Source organism: Flavobacterium coralii (assembly GCF_019891545.1).
Classification (GTDB): Bacteria; Bacteroidota; Bacteroidia; order Flavobacteriales; family Flavobacteriaceae; genus Flavobacterium; species Flavobacterium coralii.
In genome coordinates, this window is the sequence record NZ_JAHDIU010000004.1 from 232393 (window position 1) to 250702 (window position 18310).

At 41.1% G+C, this 18310-nt stretch carries 14 protein-coding genes; 3 read left to right on the top strand and 11 right to left on the bottom strand.

What is annotated here, in order from left to right:
• Positions 1-26 precede the first annotated feature (26 nt).
• On the top strand, positions 27-2051 hold the full coding sequence (locus KJK34_RS08495; RefSeq protein WP_223053433.1) for a ComEC/Rec2 family competence protein: 2025 nt from the start codon (positions 27-29) through the stop codon (positions 2049-2051).
• 3 nt (positions 2052-2054) lie between these two features.
• Here KJK34_RS08495 and KJK34_RS08500 read toward each other — a convergent pair whose 3' ends face one another.
• From KJK34_RS08500 to KJK34_RS08515, 4 genes are read right to left on the bottom strand one after another with little or no spacing between them, the layout of a single operon-like run.
• Positions 2055-2519, bottom strand: coding sequence for a thioredoxin family protein (locus KJK34_RS08500; RefSeq protein WP_223053434.1), 465 nt, complete (start codon positions 2517-2519; stop codon positions 2055-2057).
• A 49-nt stretch (positions 2520-2568) separates the two neighbouring features.
• A complete protein-coding gene (locus KJK34_RS08505) occupies positions 2569-4311 on the bottom strand; it encodes a peptide MFS transporter (RefSeq protein WP_223053435.1) in 1743 nt (580 codons plus the stop codon).
• A gap of 32 nt (positions 4312-4343) precedes the next feature.
• Positions 4344-5966 carry a peptide MFS transporter gene (locus KJK34_RS08510; RefSeq protein WP_223053436.1) on the bottom strand — a complete coding sequence of 541 codons (1623 nt, stop codon included), beginning with the start codon at positions 5964-5966 and terminating at the stop codon, positions 4344-4346.
• On the bottom strand, positions 5967-8141 hold the full coding sequence (locus KJK34_RS08515; RefSeq protein WP_223053437.1) for a S9 family peptidase: 2175 nt from the start codon (positions 8139-8141) through the stop codon (positions 5967-5969).
• Positions 8142-8304: 163 nt separating this feature from the next.
• Here KJK34_RS08515 and KJK34_RS08520 point away from each other — a divergent pair, with 163 nt between their 5' ends.
• Both KJK34_RS08520 and KJK34_RS08525 read left to right on the top strand, forming a co-directional pair.
• Complete coding sequence (locus KJK34_RS08520) at positions 8305-9657, top strand: hydroxymethylglutaryl-CoA reductase, degradative (RefSeq protein WP_223053438.1); 1353 nt, start codon at positions 8305-8307, stop codon at positions 9655-9657.
• Positions 9635-10537: a GYDIA family GHMP kinase gene (locus tag KJK34_RS08525; protein ID WP_223053439.1), complete on the top strand. Its 903-nt coding sequence runs from the start codon at positions 9635-9637 to the stop codon at positions 10535-10537. The genes KJK34_RS08520 and KJK34_RS08525 overlap by 23 nt, the downstream gene beginning before the upstream one ends.
• 50 nt (positions 10538-10587) lie before the next feature.
• Here the strand turns inward: KJK34_RS08525 and KJK34_RS08530 are convergent, their stop codons facing one another.
• The 7 genes from KJK34_RS08530 to KJK34_RS08560 all read right to left on the bottom strand — a co-directional run bounded on the left by KJK34_RS08530 (position 10588) and on the right by KJK34_RS08560 (position 18218).
• The gene (locus KJK34_RS08530; RefSeq protein WP_223053440.1) at positions 10588-12693 is read right to left on the bottom strand and encodes a peptidylprolyl isomerase; all 2106 of its coding nucleotides are present in this window, start codon (positions 12691-12693) and stop codon (positions 10588-10590) included.
• Positions 12694-12783: 90 nt separating this feature from the next.
• The gene (locus tag KJK34_RS08535; RefSeq protein WP_223053441.1) at positions 12784-14049 is read right to left on the bottom strand and encodes a hemolysin family protein; all 1266 of its coding nucleotides are present in this window, start codon (positions 14047-14049) and stop codon (positions 12784-12786) included.
• Positions 14050-14059: 10 nt separating this feature from the next.
• The gene (locus tag KJK34_RS08540) at positions 14060-14257 is read right to left on the bottom strand and encodes a hypothetical protein (protein WP_223053442.1); all 198 of its coding nucleotides are present in this window, start codon (positions 14255-14257) and stop codon (positions 14060-14062) included.
• A gap of 19 nt (positions 14258-14276) precedes the next feature.
• Positions 14277-14840, bottom strand: coding sequence for an LPS export ABC transporter periplasmic protein LptC (gene lptC, locus KJK34_RS08545; protein ID WP_223053443.1), 564 nt, complete (start codon positions 14838-14840; stop codon positions 14277-14279).
• 2 nt (positions 14841-14842) lie between these two features.
• A complete protein-coding gene (locus tag KJK34_RS08550; protein ID WP_223053444.1) occupies positions 14843-16213 on the bottom strand; it encodes a tetratricopeptide repeat protein in 1371 nt (456 codons plus the stop codon).
• Between the two features lie 15 nt (positions 16214-16228).
• The gene (gene bamG, locus KJK34_RS08555) at positions 16229-17491 is read right to left on the bottom strand and encodes a BamG family beta-barrel-assembly machinery protein (protein WP_223053445.1); all 1263 of its coding nucleotides are present in this window, start codon (positions 17489-17491) and stop codon (positions 16229-16231) included.
• Positions 17484-18218: a type III pantothenate kinase gene (locus KJK34_RS08560; RefSeq protein ID WP_223053446.1), complete on the bottom strand. Its 735-nt coding sequence runs from the start codon at positions 18216-18218 to the stop codon at positions 17484-17486. The genes bamG and KJK34_RS08560 overlap by 8 nt, the downstream gene beginning before the upstream one ends.
• Between the last annotated feature and the right edge of the window lie 92 nt (positions 18219-18310).

Genomic DNA, 18310 nt, shown 5'->3' on the forward strand with positions numbered 1-18310 from the left:
ACAGCTAATTTCAATATCACACACACATGAAGGTATTGAAATATCCTGTTATTCCACTTACTTTTTTTGTAGCCGCAGGCATCTTTTCAGCAGATTTAATTAGGCCGTGTATTAAGGCTGCACTACTATTTTTTGCTGTAAATATTGTATTACTTTTAGCGGCTTATGTTATCTCTAAAAAGCAGTTGCTGCAAAAGCCGTGGTTTACGTTAGCTGCACTTTTATTTGCTCTTTGCATTGGGCTTTCTGCATTTACACTTGCTTATCCTCCAAACAACCCCACTCATTACGCTACGATGCTGAATGAGCAGGATATACCTATAATCAAAGGCTATATATCAGAACGGCTCAAACCCAATGATTACAACGAGAAGTATTACTTTAAGATTCAGTCGGTAGATAAAAAAGCGGCCACAGGAAAACTGCTTGTTACTGTACCTAAGGACAGCCTCCGAAATATTTATAATGCTGGAGATATACTTTATATCGCTGCAACACCACAGCCTGTTTATGTCTCAATGAATCCGTACCAATTTAGCTATGCCAGTTATATGGAAAAGCAGGGTGTTTTCCATCAGGTAAAGCTGAAAGATAATTTTATACAGCAAGGGCAGGTACATAATTTTGATTACTACGTTGGCACATTACGTAACACTCTAACAGAAAAATTAGAGCAGCAGCATTACAGTGCGCAGGTCACCAATGTTCTAAAAGCGCTATTATTAGGGCAAAGGCAGGATATCGACAATGAGCTGAACCAAAATTATATAGATGCGGGTGTTATCCATATACTCGCCATATCAGGGCTGCATATAGGCATACTGTTTTATATACTTAACCTGCTGCTAAAGCCACTTCGGTATTTTAGAAATCAGGGAAAGCTGTTAAGGCTACTCGCCATGCTAACAGTACTATGGAGCTTTGCCATAATTGCCGGGTTATCGGCATCTGTAGTAAGGGCAGTGGTAATGTTCAGCTTTGTGAGCATAGGGCAATACATAAACCGGAATACAAATACATTCAACTCATTAGCGGTATCAATGCTTGTATTGCTTTTAGCTAAGCCTTCTTTTTTGTTTGATGCAGGCTTTCAGCTAAGTTATGCTGCAGTTTTTGCAATTGTGTGGATGCAGCCTCTTTATTCGAGAATAAAACCATCTAAATATAAAGCAATTAATTACTTTACGCAGCTTGTAGCGGTATCCATAGTGGCGCAATTGGGCGTATTACCGCTGAGCCTGTATTATTTTAACCAGTTCCCGCTGCTGTTCCCTCTTGCCAATATTGTGGTCATACCGCTCTCTACCGTTTTATTAATAGTAGGAATAGCAGTGATTATATTAGGTTTCATCCGGGCGGATGCTGCAGCACTTTTAGGTAAGGTATTAGGTTTTATTACCGAAGTAATGAATTCTTTTATCGAATGGGTTGCTTCTTTCAGCACTTTCACTATAAAAGACATACCTTTTAACCTGCTGCTGATGGTGTGCATGTACATACTTATACTATGCACCGTGTCATGGATGTTTAAGAAGAACTATACACGTACTGTTGCGCTCCTGGCTGCTGTAATGGTATTTCAGGTAAGCTATATAGTAATTAAATGGCAGGCAGATAATTTAGATGAGACTATTATATTTCATAACTTGGAGCATAGCCTCATTGCTAAAAAGAAAGGGAAAGCTATTACTTTTTTCAGCCCAGACAGTCTTGCCGCTTCTAATAGGAATGCGAAAAGCTACACTAAAGGTAATTTTACAGATAACACAGAAGTCAGGCCGCTTGAAAACCTGCTTTGGCACAACGGTAAACGAATACTCATATTAGACAGTACCGGCGCTTATACAGGCAATATGCGGGCAGATTTACTACTGCTGACACAATCGCCTAAAATAAACCTTGAACGCACGCTGGACAGCCTTAAACCGGCTGTGGTAGTTGCAGACGCGACCAATTATAAAAGCTACGTGAGCCGCTGGCAGGTAACCTGCCAGAAAAGAAAAATCCCTTTTCATGCTACTGCCGAAAAGGGATCTTATACTATAAGGTAAATGTTATGCTTTTGCTTTAAGCACCTCCATTAACTGCTCCGGAGTGTGGTAGCCGATAATGGGTTCTTTTACATTTCCTTTTTTATCAAAAATTATCATTGACGGATAAGCACGCACTTTTAAGAACAGCGTAAACTCATGTACACTGTTGCGGCCTCTTCTGTCGGCAACATAATTCGGGTTAGCATATTTCTTACCCATGTAGTTAACATCATCATTGCCTTCTGCATTAAATTTTACCGCATAATAATTAGCGTTAATGTAATCGGCAACGGTCTTATCATGAAATGTATTTTTATCCAGCATTTTGCATGGCCCGCACCAGTCGGTATATACATCCATAAATATAGGCTTCGGATTTTTTTTCTGCGCGGCAAGCGCTTCATCCAGTGTCATCCATTTTATTTCCTGTGCCCGGGCAGCAACTGTGCCTAATGCAACAAAGAGTATTAATAACAGTTTTTTCATATTATTTAAGTTTATAGTATTAGTTTTTCAAAAAGGATGCCAAAGCATGTTAACGAACACCGTGCATCAGCTTTTTAAGCAGCGGGTGCAGTATCATTACCAATATACCAAGGCCTATAGGCACAAAGGTAAAGATAAGGAAAAACGTTGATAATGAATACTTTTCGGTAATTGTATTAATCATACCTCCCATAGTACCTGCTGTTTTGTTACCAATGGCAATAGCAAGATACCAGATACCGAACATGATACCGATCATCCTGGCAGGTACCAGCTTACTTACATAAGAAAGCCCTACAGGAGAAAGGCAAAGTTCGCCCAGTGTATGGAAAAGGTAAGCAAAAATAAGCCATACCATACTCACTTTTATATCACCACCATCGGTAAGTGTAGAAGCTCCATAAGCCAGGGAGGCAAAGCCAATACCCAATAATGAAAGACCAAGCCCGTATTTAAATGCTGCGGGCGGGTTATATTTACTCTCCCATACTTTAGACACCATAGGAGCAAAAGCAATGATAAAGAATGAGTTTAATATACCAAACCAGGAAGCGGCAACAACCGTTTCATCTTTTGTGAATTCGCGGTACAGCATCCAGATAACAACACCCCAGATCACTGCAAAACTGAATCCGAGAATACTGTTACCTACCGGATATTTTTTAAATGTCTGGCCGAACAATTTACCTAATACATAGGTTATAATGATAAGAGGGACAACTGTTAGCAAAGCATTTATAACCTTAAATACAGATGCTGTGCTGCCTGTTAATTCTCTTTGGGTATATTTTTCAGCAAAAATGGTCATAGAGCCACCTGCCTGCTCAAACGAAGCCCAGAAGAAAACAGTAAAGAAGGCAAAAATTGTTACGGCAATAAGCCTGTCTCTTGTAACTGTTGCATAACGTGTAAGCCTGCTTACCAGTAGTATAACGAAAAGTACAACACCAAGTATGATGGTAAAGTTAGAACCATCAAGCGAACCAACTGTAAAATCAAGTAAATTATTGCCGCTGATTTTAGAATACGGGTCATTAAGTATCCACACAAGGCCAAGCAAAAGCGATATTACTATAAGTGTAAGGTCAAAATTGGTAAACGGTACACGCTTATCTCCATCAGTAGCTACTTTCCTTTCTGCCTGTTCGGCAGCGGTAGGCTTGGTGCCTATATTGCCAAAAATATTTTGTGTAAAGTAAAATTGCAGCATACCAAAAAACATGAAGATACCGGCAAGGCCAAAGCCCCAGCTCCAGCTTACCTGCTCACCGATATATCCGCAAAGCATAATACCCAAAAAGGCACCTGCGTTTACACCCATATAAAATATGGTATAAGCACCGTCTTTCTTTTCAGGATGGTCTTTATACATATAAGATACTATAGATGTCATATTCGGTTTAAAGAAACCGTTACCGAATATAAGAAGCCCTATACCGATGTAAAGAAACATAGGCGTTTCTACAGCCATACTGGCATGCCCCAACGTCATTAAAAGGGCACCTATTACAACAGCCCAACGATAGCCCAGATACCTGTCGGCCATATAGCCACCCATAATGGTTGTAAGGTAAACAAGCGAAGTATAGGTTCCGTATAAAGCAAGTGCGTTCTCCTCAGGCCATGCCCAACCGCCGTCAGCAATTGAAGATATAAGGAAAAGTACCAAAAGGGCACGCATTCCGTAATACGAAAAACGTTCCCACATTTCGGTAAAGAACAGCACAAACAGCCCTGCCGGATGCCCTAAAACATTGGATTTAAAAAAATCATTTGAAGTTGTTGTAGACATAGTATATATATTGATTCAAAAAAATTTAGTTTCTACTTTTCGTCCTGCATCAGTTTTTTAACAATAGGCGAAATAACAATCAGCACCACACCGGCTATTAATGCATAAATGGCCAGTTGTTTATAGCCATCGGTATAAGTAGCCAGCTTTTGCGGCAGCGAGTCGTTCTCTCCTGCTTCAGATAAGCCTGCACCCAATATACCTGCCACATACTGCCCGTATGCACTTGCCAGGAACCACATACCCATCATTACCCCCTGCAGCCTTTGCGGCGACAGCTTGGTCATTAACGACAGGCCTATCGGTGAAAGGCACAATTCGCCAAAGGTTATTACAAAATAAGCAAGTACAAAAACATCTAGGCTGGCTATGCCCGAACCGGCAATAACCTCGAAAAAGCGTGTAAGGTAGAAAATATAGAAGCCGCCTGCAAGAAAAATAAATCCAAGTCCGAATTTTATAACTGAATTAGGCTCAATTTTCTTTTTTGCCATTGCAATCCAGGCAAGGCCAACAAGCGGTGCAAAAATAATTACAAATACAGAGTTTGCGGCATTATTTACACCGTTAGGGTCTAAGGTCATAGTGCCTAAAACGGTATTATCTAAGTTTTGCGCGGCAAAAATACTGAGTGACCCCCCACTCTGTTCAAAGAATGCCCAAAATACGATTGAGAATAGTATGAATATAAGTGCGGCTATCAGTTTTTTGCTTTCTGCCCAGCTATGCTTGCTCATTTCATAAACAAGATAGATAAGGGTAACAGGGCCTATTATATACATAAACCAGTCGGTATATTCTGTTTTGGCTACCATTGCCATAATTACAGGAACTACCGCAAGCGTACCCAGGTAAACAGCATACTCATACCAGTTCTTCCCTGACTTAATTTTTCTTTTTACGGTGGTTGGTTCTGGCTCTACGGTACCTATACCCTCTATTTCAGGGATTTCTTTTACTTTATTGTGCTGGCTCTTTAATGGCGATAAGCCAATAGGCCCAAGTGTTTTTTGAGTAAAGATAAAAGTGATAAGGCTTATTGTCATTACAACACCTGCAAGGCCAAAGGCAACATTCCATGTATATTCTGCAGGTATGAAACCGGAGAATAACTGCCCTTTACCGATTGCAATACAGGCATAGCCACCCAATAGTGCCCCTATGTTAATACCCGAATAAAAAAGCGAGAACCCTGCATCCCTCCTTGAATCTCCTTTTTTGTAAAGTGAGCCTACCATTGTAGAGATGTTTGGCTTAAAGAAACCGGTACCTACTACTGTAAAACTGATACCTAAAAAGAAATTACTTTCAGGGAAAGGGTCAAAAGCCAGGATGGCACTACCCACAATCATTAAGATACCTCCCCAGAACAGCGACTTCCTGAAACCTAAAATTTTATCTGCAAACAAACCGCCTATAAATGTAAAAGCATATACAAAAGCCTGCGTAGCGCCATATTGCAAGTTGGCCTGGCTTTCCTGCATGTGTTCTCCATTTTCGAGTACCAGGTGGGTAATCATAAAGTAGGTTAAAACACCACGCATACCATAAAAACAGAAACGTTCCCACATTTCTGAAAAGAACAATCCCCAAAGCTGTTTAGGATATTTGCCCTTAAAATTCTGGATTTCTTCCAGCGAAGCAGTTGTATTCATTTACAGGTTTTCTTTAATAAAGTTAGTCATCTTGGTATATAGCTGCAGCCTTGTTGCGCCGCCGTAAATTCCGTGGTTTTTATCAGGGTAAATAGCCCAGTCGAATTGTTTGTTGGCCTGCACCAGCGCTTCTACCATAAGCATGGTGTTTTGCAGGTGCACGTTATCATCTGCAGAGCCGTGCACTAACAGGTATGCGCCTTTAAGCTTGCTTACATGATTTATCGGCGAGTTTTCATCATAACCCGAAGGGTTTTCCTGCGGCGTCTGCATGTAGCGCTCTGTGTAAACCGTGTCATAAAAACGCCAGTTGGTAACCGGTGCCACCGCAATAGCCATTTTAAACACATCATTACCTTTAAGCAGGCAGTTAGAAGACATAAAACCGCCGTAGCTCCACCCGAAGATTCCAATGCGCGATTCATCTATATACTCATAAGCCCCAAGCGTTTTTGCTGCATCTATTTGGTCTTCAACCTCATATTTGCCTAATTGCTTATAAGTAACTTTTTTAAAATCGGCTCCTTTAAAGCCTGTACCCCTGCCATCTACACAGGCTACTATGTAACCCTGTTGCGCCAGCATCATGAACCAATAGTCGTCATAGCCATTCCAGTCGTTATTTACCTGTTGCGAACCCGGGCCGCTGTATTGGTACATGAACAATGGGTATTTTTTTGAAGAGTCAAAATCGGCGGGCTTTATAATCCACACGTTAAGTTCATGCCCTTTATCTGTTTTGATAACTGTAAATTCTTTTTTAGGAAGGTTATAAGGTTTTAGCTTTTCTGTAAGAGCTTTGTTATCGAGGATTTCTTTTACCAGCTTACCATCTTTAGAGTTGTGGAGCGTGTAAGTAACCGGTACTGTTGCACTTGAATACGAATTTATAAAGTAATCGAACTTAGGGCTAAAGGTAGCATTGTTGGTACCTGTTAGCGGCGTAAGCCTTACTTTGTTTTTGCCATTAATGCCAATACGGTACACATCACGGTTAATAGAGCCATTTTCTACCGACTGGTAATATATGTTGCCGCTTGTTTTATCAAACCCATAATAGGCAGTTACCTCCCAGTTGCCGTTTGTTACCTGCTTTATCAGCTTGCCATTACTGCCGTAGTGGTAAATGTGGTTGTAGCCGTCTTTCTCGCTTGTCCAGATAAAGCTGTTGTCGTTAAGAAAAGTAAGGTTATCAGTAATATCAATATAGGCTTTATCGGTTTCATTAAGTATTCCTGTTGCAACGCCACTGTTGGCATCAACAAAAACAAGGTCGAGGTTGTTCTGGTGCCTGTTCATAACCTGTACGCTTAATGTTTGCGCATCCTTGGTCCACTTTAAGCGCGGCAGGTAGTAAGGGTTAAAAGCGCTAAGGTCTATTTTTTTTGTAGTATTGTTCTTTACATCATATATGTAAAGTGAAACTTTAGAGTTCTCCTCCCCTGCCTTTGGGTATTTAAAAGTATAAGGCTGCGGATACAGGCCCTGGTTGTAATACTCCATTGTAAATTGCGGCACATCTGTTTCATCAAAACGGATAAAAGCAATTTTATCGCCTGCTGCATTCCAGTCATAAGCTCTTACAAAAGCAAACTCTTCTTCATACACCCAGTCAGTAATTCCATTAATAACAGCGTTTACGCTGCCGTCTTTTGTTATCTGTGTAACCTTGCCCGAAGCTAAATCTTTTACATATAAATTATTTTTATATGCATAGGCCACTTTGCTGTTATCGGCAGAAAATGTAGGCTCCTGCACTTTTTCATCAACAAGGGCGGTTAGCTTTTTGGCTGCTATGTCATACACAAAATAGTCTGCAACAAACGAATGGCGAAAAATTGGCTCAGAATTAGCAGCAATCAGGAGCTTCTTTTCATCAGGACTAAATATGTAACTGTCTATGCCGCCCTGCAATTCTGGATGATTTTTAGAATCTATCAGTGTAGTCACTTTTTGTAGCGTTGCAAAATCGTACAAGTCAATTTGTGCTGTCCGCGACTTCCAGTCAGTGTTCAGTACAGTGTAATGATTTGTATTTTTAAGTGCCTGAAGTTCGTCCATGTTGCGGGTGCGGAAAGCACCTGTCCATATTTCTTCAAGGGTTATTTTCTGTTGGGCAAAAAGAGGTGCCGCCGACAGTAAAAATAAAAAAAAGGTTATTTTAATGTTATTCATTTTGCAGATGGTAAAAAACTCCCAATTTTAATAAAAATTTGTGAATTAGCGGACGATTTTTTTGTTAAATGCAGGATTGCGTTTTCAGCAACAGGTTTTTATTTTGGCAAATGCGCCACCTATGGCGTATCTTTGCAGCCTGCATACATATAAGCAACTGATAATGAGTAAAGCAATAGCAGGTTTTTCTAAGCTTGCAAAAGACGAAAAAATAGAATGGATTGCGAAAGAATATTTTGCCAATCCGGAAGAGGCGGCAGCATTAGTACGAAAATACTGGAATAATGATGCTGAACTGCAGAAACTCCATGACGAATTTATAGAAAATACCATAACCAACTTTTACCTGCCGTTGGGTGTTGCACCTAATTTTGTAATAAATGGCAAAGAGTACATCCTGCCAATGGCGGTGGAAGAAAGCTCTGTGGTAGCCGCAGCAGCTAAGGCTGCCAAATTCTGGGCGGCACGTGGTGGCTTCAAGGCAACCATACTCGGTACCGAAAAAATAGGCCAGGTACATTTTATGTACACCGGAGATACCACCAAGCTGCAAGCCTTTTTTGAAGCTATAAAACCAAAACTGATTAGCGGCACCCACGAACTTACCAGGAATATGGAAAAGAGAGGTGGCGGAATTACAGACATTGAGCTTCGAGATAAGACTAACATCCTTGAAAATTATTACCAGTTGCATGCCACTTTTGAAACAGTGGACAGCATGGGGGCTAACTTTATTAACTCGTGCCTGGAGCGTTTTGCCAAAATACTGAAAGAGGAAGCTGCGGCCTACAGTGGCTTTACATCTGATGAAGAGGACATAGAGGTAATAATGAGCATCCTCTCTAATTATGTGCCGGGCTGTGTGGTACGTGCCGAGGTGAACTGCCCTGTAGAAGAACTTACCGTTGAAAAAGATATAGACCCCGAAGTATTCGCCAAAAAATTTGTGACCGCCATAAAAATAGCCGAAGCAGAACCCTTTAGGGCAGTTACCCATAACAAAGGGATAATGAACGGCATTGATGCGGTTGTAGTGGCAACAGGTAATGACTTTAGGGCGGTAGAAGCCGGTGTGCACGCCTATGCCTCTAAAAGCGGCAGCTATTCGAGCCTTTCTCACGCCACGATAGAAAATGGTATTTTCAGGTTTTGGATAGATGTACCGTTAGCATTGGGTACTGTTGGCGGTTTAACCTCACTACACCCGCTTGTAAAATTCTCGCTTGAAATGCTGGGCAAGCCTTCTGCAAAAGAGCTTATGCAGATTGTTGGTGTTGCCGGGCTGGCGCAAAACTTTGCCGCAGTGCGCTCTTTAACCACTACAGGCATACAGCAGGGGCACATGAAAATGCACCTGATGAACATACTGAACCAACTGAAAGCGACAGATGACGAAAAACTTGAAGCTGCCAAACACTTCGAAACCAACACAGTAACGCACGCAGCAGTCGCAGATTATATAGAAACTTTAAGAAAAGTAAACCCGACACTTATTGAAAAAGACTTTTTACAGTAACGGTAAACTACTTTTAACAGGGGAATATACAGTGCTTGACGGGGCAAAAGCCCTTGCTTTACCTACACGTTTTGGACAGTATCTGGATATTGAGCCAAATAGTAAACCCTACATAGAGTGGAACAGTTTTGACGCTGATGGTTCACTTTGGTATGAAGATATACTGCCAATAAATGATATTATCAGTAATACCTGTAAAAGCGATAATACAGTAAGCCAGAGGCTCACAAAAATTCTGCACACCGCACACGGCATGAACCCGAGTGTGCTGCAACACGGCTTTACAGCAGAAACAAGGTTAACCTTTCCCCGCTCGTGGGGGCTTGGCACTTCCTCTACCCTTATCAATAACGTGGCAATGTGGTTTGGCATTGATCCTTACAGCTTATTGTGGGAAAGCTTTGGGGGCAGTGGCTATGATATTGCCTGTGCAGCAAATAATACCCCTATTTTCTACGAAATTAAAAATGGAAAACCTGTTGTAAATACTGCAGATTTTAGCCCTGACTTTAGGGATAACCTGTATTTTATTTACCTTAACAAAAAGCAGGACAGCCGTAACGCAATAGCTGCCTACAGGGAAAGAACCGAAAACAGAAGCCTTACAGACACTATCAGCAAACTAACGGAAGCTATATATAACGCAGCCACTTTAAATGATTTCAGGAGCCTTATTGATGAGCATGAAGCTGTAATGAGCGATGCATTAGGGCAGCAAACCGTAAAGCAACAATTGTTTCCTGATTTTGACGGCAGCCTTAAAAGCCTGGGTGCATGGGGTGGCGACTTTATACTTGCCGCTTCTCCGGAAGAACCTCATCCTTATTTTGAAGCTAAAGGATATACTACTATACTCCCCTATAAGGACATGATCTTATAAACAAAAAAACCACTCTTGCGAGTGGTTTTTTTATAGTATGTCACAACATATTACTGATTAAATTCAGCCCTGTTGTCTTCTATATCAGCATTGTCTTTAAGCGCTGTGGTAAGCCTGAACTGTACACCGCCCCTGCTTTCTGTTTTAAGCCTTGTGGCAACTGCATTATAGTTCGGCAGCTCGGCAGCTTTGGTTACATTCTTGGTTTTCACCATAAATACACCCATATTACCTTCTATAAGGCCTGATGTTTTGCCTTCGCCAAGACCGAATGCCTTACCTACAACTTTTGGCTCAGAACCTACACCCGGAACCATTGGTGCTGCAAGCGTAACATCCGTAGCTGAAGCAACACTTGAGCCAGAAGACTTGGCTACCGCTTCAAGCGTATCGCCTTTCATCTTTTCTTTGATAAGGGCAGCTTTCTTCTCATTCCTAAGTATAGGCAGTACAGTATTTTTAGCTTCATCAAGCGGCATTAAGCCTTTCTCGTTCTTACTCTTTAGCTTTGCTATAACATATCCTTCAGGAACGTCAAATTTCTTAACATCTCCTTCTTCAGTATCTTTGTTAAATGCCCAGCTAACAATTTGCCTTTGCTGGCCTAAGCCCTGTATGTTCTCATCATAAGCACCAAGTTTGTTGGTCGTTTTAACCTCAAGGTTAAGCGCTTTTGCAAGTTCTTCAAGCGGCTTATCGGCTGCATCCATCTCAAGTTTGGTTGCTTTGGTGAAAAGCTCATCACTTGTTCCTTCAGACGGACGTATTTCTTTAGCGATTGTAGCAAGCTGAACAGCATCATACTTATCAAGCACTTTCATAACGTGGAAACCAAACTCAGTTTCTACAACTCCGGTTTTACCAACTGGATTGTTGAAAAGGAACTTGTCAAACTCAGGAACCATTTGTTTCGGCATTACATCATCATAAATACCGCCATTATTTTTAGAACCCGGGTCATCACTGTTCTCAGCGGCAAGCTGTGCAAAAGAACCTGGGTTAGCATTTACTTTCTGTAGTATTTCATTGGCTTTAGCCTGAGCTTCTTCTTTAGTCCTGTTATGTTCTCCCGGAGATTTGCTTCCGTCAAAAGCTATAAGTATGTGGCTCACTTTAGCACTTGCATTCGGCCTTCTGCCCACAACCCTTGTCAGTTTCAGGTAACCGTTGTCAGTATAAGGCCCGTAAACCTCACCTGCAGGCAGGTTAAATATCTGCTCTGCATGATCTATAGGAAGGCTCTTTTTGGTTACGAATGTAGTATCATATGCTACATCAGAATTTTTGTTTACAAAATCCTTTACATCAGCTACGCCCCTAAAGCCTGCTATAGTATCGTTAGCTTTTGTCTGCTCATTGTAAACAACCCTCGGAGAAAGTATTTCGTTAACACTTTTCCTAAGCTCAGCCTCATCTTCTGCAGATGGCTTATCTTCTATAAGCACGTATTCTACAAAACGAGAAGCCTCTGCCTTATATTTTTTCTCGTTCTTCTTCATGTAGGCAGTAATTTCCTCATCAGAAACTTTTACCTCATCATCATTTATAGTTGCATAAGGAACAAATACGTAATCAAAGTTTACCTTATCATTTTCCAGCTTATGCTTGGCTTTTGCATCAAGGTTTGTGGCAACCATACCTGCTTTTACCATAGTAAGGTAAAGCTGTTTTTTAGCTGCATCCTCTACAAGCGGCATATTCCTTTCAATCATCCTCCACTGGTCAGGGTTAGTGGATTTCATGTTTACAAGGAACTCATTAAACTTATTTTTATCAAACTGGCCTATAGCGTTAAGGAACTGAGGGTTTTGTGCTACAGAAGGATCCTGCGCATACATATTATAAACGTGGTCTTTACCAACCCTTAGGCCTATTTTTTCGAAACGTTCGCTGTACAATTTATTTTCTACTTCCTGGTTCCAAACCATGTTGGTAGCCTGTGTTGCACTAATGCCACGCTGCCTTGCCTGTACATCATTTACCTTCTGGATAAATTCCTGGGCAGGTATGTCTTCACCGTTTACGCTACCTATATTTTTAGTAACGCCAAAGCCACCGTTGCTTATAACATCAGTAACTATAAATGCAAGCAGTGATAGGCCTATCACCAGTATCAGTAGCAGGGAACGCTCCCTAATTTTTGATAAAACCGCCATTTTATTGATTATTAATTTAAAATTCAGTGGGCGAAAATACAATTATCTCTTTAATAATAAAAGAAGTGACCTTATATTTTCGAAAGTTTTTTACTGCTCCCTGAGGTGCCTTATTTTTAGAAGTTCTATTTTTTTTGACGAAGCCGCCTCTATTGTTATTTCAAAACTGCCGCACTGTATGCGTTCTCCTGTTTTAGGTATTTCTTTAGCGTGGTGTACAACAAAACCACCCAGTGTGGCATAAGAATCTGTTTCCGGAATTTCGAGGCCATACTCCTCATTTACATACTGCACATCAAGCCTTGCAGAGAAAAGCCATTCACCATTTTCCAGCTCCTGCTCTACCAGTTCTTCCTCTTCGTCATGCTCATCTTCAATTTCACCAAAAAGCTCCTCAATAATATCCTCGATTGTAATGATGCCCGCGGTACCGCCATATTCATCCAGAACCACCGCCATACTTTTGCGCTTACGGGTAAGGATGCCCAAAAGTTCTTTAATAAAAATCGTCTCCGGCACATACTCAATGCTTATCATCATCTCCCTGATGCTGCCGCGTTTCCTGAACAATTCGAAAGAGTGGATATAACCGACTATATTATCAAGCGTCTCTGCATAAACCACCATTTTAGAATAGCCTGTATCTACAAAAAGCTGCTTTAGCTCATCGATGCTGTCATTAAGCTCTACTGCAGCAATCTCGGTGCGCGGTGTCATCACTTCACGAGCTTTAAGGTCGGCAAACTCAAGAGCGTTCTGAAACATCTGTATTTCAGAATCTACTTCTTCCTCTTCGTCCACGCCGTTCATCTGCTCGGAAATATAATTGCCCAGCTCACCCCTTGTAAAGTAAGCCTTTCGGGTATCGCCTGTTGTGCGGAGAATTTTAAGCAGTATAAAATCAGAGAGTTTAATAACAAAAAGTGCCACCCAGTAAAAAAGGCAATAAAAGATATAAGCCGGCAAAGCGAAAAACTTTATCAGCGTGTTGGCATATATCTGAAAAAATACTTTTGGAAGGAATTCTGCCGTGAGCAATATTATAAAAAGTGCAATTACTATTTGCAGTAGTATTTCATAAAAAACCGGAAAGTGCCACCCGAAGGCATCCATCCACCGCAGGGCTACCTGCCCCATATAATACCCATATATTACCAAAACTATGCTGTTACCCACAAGCATAGCCGTAATAAACTGAACGGGATTTTCGGTTAAACGGGTTAAGATACGGGAAATAAGGTTGGCCTGCCTTTTTTCTACACCCAGGTAAACCTTGTTAGAGGAAACATAAGCAATTTCCATCCCCGAAAAAAAGGCTGAAAGTAACAGGCAAAGTATGATAACCGCAGCCTCCATGCGCTACGGTTTAATTATCTTTTTTCCTGTCTGCCCACTTTTTTGCATACCTAAGCCTGAAGAAAAACATAAACAATGCCACAAGGGCAAGTAAAAACATAACAATTCCATTACTGCTGTCGCCTGCGTTTAAAGATGATATACCCTCATAAACCAAAAAGGCAGCAGCAACAAGATAAAGATATGCTACTATTTTAAGATAACCCATTTTTATTTAAATAAATTTATTATAAATCGCTGCTGTCGACATTATTGGCTTCACCACGGTTACGTTGGGTGTTAACTACTTTAAAGTCTTTACTAAAGTCGATACCCGGCCCTTCAAGGTAACTGCCGTTTTCCGGATCATACAGCTTAAAATATTTTTCGGTGTAAAACCACTCATTTTTCTGGTCATAGTACAGCTGCTCTGTTTCAAGCACTTTGCCGTCAGACGAGGTAATCTTTACATTGCCCTGCATGTCAATCAGGTCGGTGTCGGCATAGTTAATGGCATAATCGCTCTCTACATAGCTGTTTTTACCGCCTTCATCTACAAGCGTAACATGAACCCCTTTAGGAAACTCATTAAAACCATACTTAAGGTTATTGAAGTCGAGCATCAGTGGGCTAACCAAAATAGCCTTTACCTTTCCTGAATCGGTATATTTCAGGTTTACATTTTCTGCCCTCACCTGCGGACTGAATTCAACGGTATTAATACGCTGCACATCTTTAATATCGCTGTCACAGGATGCAAGTATAGCCAGTACTGCAACTATAGGTAAAAAAAAGCGTAGGGCCTGCTTCATCATTACAGTTTTGGCAGTTTAACCGTTTCGTTTATCCAGCAGCCATACTGCACTTCGTCACCTTTTTTATAACCCGCCGCCTTAGCTTCATCTTTGTTGGGAAGCCTATCTGTATACTGCTTAACAAGCGCCTGTGCCGTTGGCTTATATTTGGGCTCTGCAGCGGCAGCTTTATTAACCATGTCTATAGCTTTAAATAAAAGTGCTTTTTGCTGAAAATCATTAAGGCCGCAATCCCTGCTGCCTACAGACGAATATAATTCTGCAAGGAAAAGATAAGGCTCACCTGATTTAGCATTGGCAGACGCAGCCATTAATGCATATTTTTTTGCCTCTCCTTTATCAATATTACGGTAAATACCTGCAATATGCATATACAGTTCTGCTTTGCGGCTTGGTGAGGTTTCCAAAGCTATGGCATCTTCAAAGTAACCAATTGCCTCGTCTTTTTTAGTTTTCTTTAATGTTACATCTCCCGCCCTGAAAGCAGTTGCCGCAGTGCGGTTATTTTTATATGATGCTACTGCTGTATTATACAGAACATCTTCCCTGTAACATTTGTTTTCATAAAGAACGGATGCAACAGACTCCAGCCATGCCGCATCATCCTTATGCTCTTCAAAACGGCTTCCGTAATAGTCGGCAAGCGATTCGCATGACACATAGTTTGACGACAGCTTATCTATATTCTGGTGAACAGCGCTAAGGGCATTAATGAAATTATCGGCATTTTTTAGGAACTGTTTTTCCCTGCGGGTAAGCGGCTCCTTTTCCTGCTTGTCCTGCAAGGCTGCTTTTTCAGCTATAAACATATTGCGGGCGTACGTAACCTGTGCTGCAATTCCAGTATATTTTTCGATAAAGTCAGTACCTGTTATGTTTTTATCACCCGCTTCATAGCGCTTCAGGTACAGCATAAAATACTCCTGCAGGGCATCATAATCTGTAAACTTCTTCCTGTTTGTGGTATAAAAGCCATCTAGTGCTTTAAACACTTCTTCATCATCTGCCAGCTTATGCTCTTTCATCAACATCGCTTTCCTTACCACACTGCCGTTACCCGGAAAATTTTTCTCATAATCGGCATACAGGGTTAAAAGCGTATCAATATTAGCCTGTTTATCTTCGGGTGTGCGCGATGATTCAGCCTTTATTTTATAGATTTCTTCCCCATACAAATAAGTATCAACGCTATACTTAGGGCATTCTTTAATAAGGTCCTTCAGCAGCGGTGCGGCAGCATCATAATCTCTGTTTAGCACAAGTGCCTCATAGCTTTCAAACTTTTTCTTGCATTCTTCCTGCTTTTGCGCGTTTGCGGCTAAAGCCAAAAAGAATGAAAGTACCGTTAGCAGAACCTTATTCATTTTCATAGATTTGCAATTTTATTAGTCATACTTACGCTTGATGAACCAGCGGTCGCCAAGTGAAAAGCTGACAAAGAAGTTTACATAATTTTCCTGTATCAGGTTGGCGTTTGTTGTACCGCGCCTTCCAAACTCAACCCCCATATTCAGGTTACTCGTAAGGTAAGGTAGCGGCAGCCCAAGGCCAAGTGTAAGCCCATAATCGTTAATACTCTCATTATTTACTACAAGCCCTGTCTTTTCAAACCTAAGGCCTGCCCTGTATGTTATCTTTTTAAGATAGTTGTTATACGACTGGTAGTTTGGCACATAATAACCTCCTAACGCTATTTTATGGCCACTTTCAAAACCTGCCGATGTAACATTATCAAACCTGTTGCCAAGTTCGTTGCTTTGCCTGAAGGTATATTCGGCACCGGCAAACCACTTTGTTTTATTACCAATACCAGTACCAAACGTAAATTTTGAAGGCAGCTTAACATCATCATTCCCTACAGAAACGGTAACCTCATCAACTATAAGTTCGGCACCTGAGTTGGCATAAGTAATTGTTGCATATTGCCTTTCGGTACTACCGGCAAGGGTAACCTGTGGTGTAAAGGTGGCACTGGTAAACCAGTCATATTTGCCGTTCAGTTTTGCCTGGTACATCAGGCCGACATTAAATGAAAAACCATTGTACTCAGAATCGTTTATTTCCCTTGTGGGATACTGCACCGGAACATTAGGTAACGCCACAATAGATTTTGTTTCTATATTCCCGAAGTTATATTGCCCGTCTATACCCACACTTAACTGAGGTAGGACTTTATAGGCAACACCGGCAAAAACGCGGTTAAGCCCGCCGCTGCCCTGAAACCTCCTGTACTCTTCAAACTCACCGTTGTTTACAGTATTTTCTATCTTATACCCAACATCGCTATATGGCATAAGCCCGAAAGCCACACCAATTTTTTTGCCGATAGGCACACCTACAGCAAGATAATCCAGCGTTGTCCTGTTCGAATTGCTTTCAGCATTGTCAGTTTTAAATGTGGTGGTACTAGAGCTACCGCCAACGGTAAAGTTAGTGAAAATAAGCGAGCTGTATGATGCGGGGTTCTGCAGGTTTACGTGAATACTGTCGGGAATAATACCCAAGCCCCCCATGCTGCGGTTTTCTACCGTGCCTTTAAATGTCATATCGCCAATTCCGTAGTACGAATAAGGAGAGGCACTTCTTTCCTGTGCAAACGCTAAGACAGAGAAAACCAAGCAACAGCTTATAATAACTTTTTTAATCATGTTTGTTTTGTATAGTATATAATTTATTCAGGCTTTCCAACAGGAAATTTGAATTGGCAAATATGGTGTTTTTTAACCGTACAGCCAAAAATTCGGCATCGCCCCCGGTAAGTATAACAGTAACACTGCCATAATCCTGCACATATCGATTTATAAAACCCTCAATTTCAAACAAAAGGCCATTAACCACACCCGAGTGCATCGACTGTTTTGTGGTATTGCCGGTATAATGCGCCGGTATTTCCGGGTATAACAACGGAAGTTTTGCTGTAAAATTATGCATGGCCTCATATCTCAGTTTCAGCCCCGGCGATATGGCACCACCGTGATACCTGTTCTGGCTATCTGTAAAATCATAAGTAACGCAGGTACCCGCATCAATAACAAGTTTATTTTCTTGGGGGTATAGGAGTGCTGCCCCCGCAGAAAGCACCATACGGTCTATACCCAGCGTTTGGGGTGTTTCATAAAGATTCTGAAAAGGAAAAACTGACTGATGGTTTATAACTGTTACACACGAATATTTTTGGAGCACCGAAATTACTTCATTATGCCCTGCACCCACCGAAGAAAGCACAGAATCTGCCAAACCGGGATAGCCTGAAAAAATTTTTTCAATTTTTTTTTCGCTGTCGTTTTTGTCGAAAATGAATTTCTCTAAAAGAGCATCATCCTCAAATACAGCGGCTTTAATTTTTGTATTGCCTACATCTACGGCTAAAAGCATCTTTGTTTGATTATCGGCGCAAAGATACGAATACATTTTTTTTGAGATTTGTTTTGGATAATATAAAAATGGTTCTATATTTGCACCCGCAA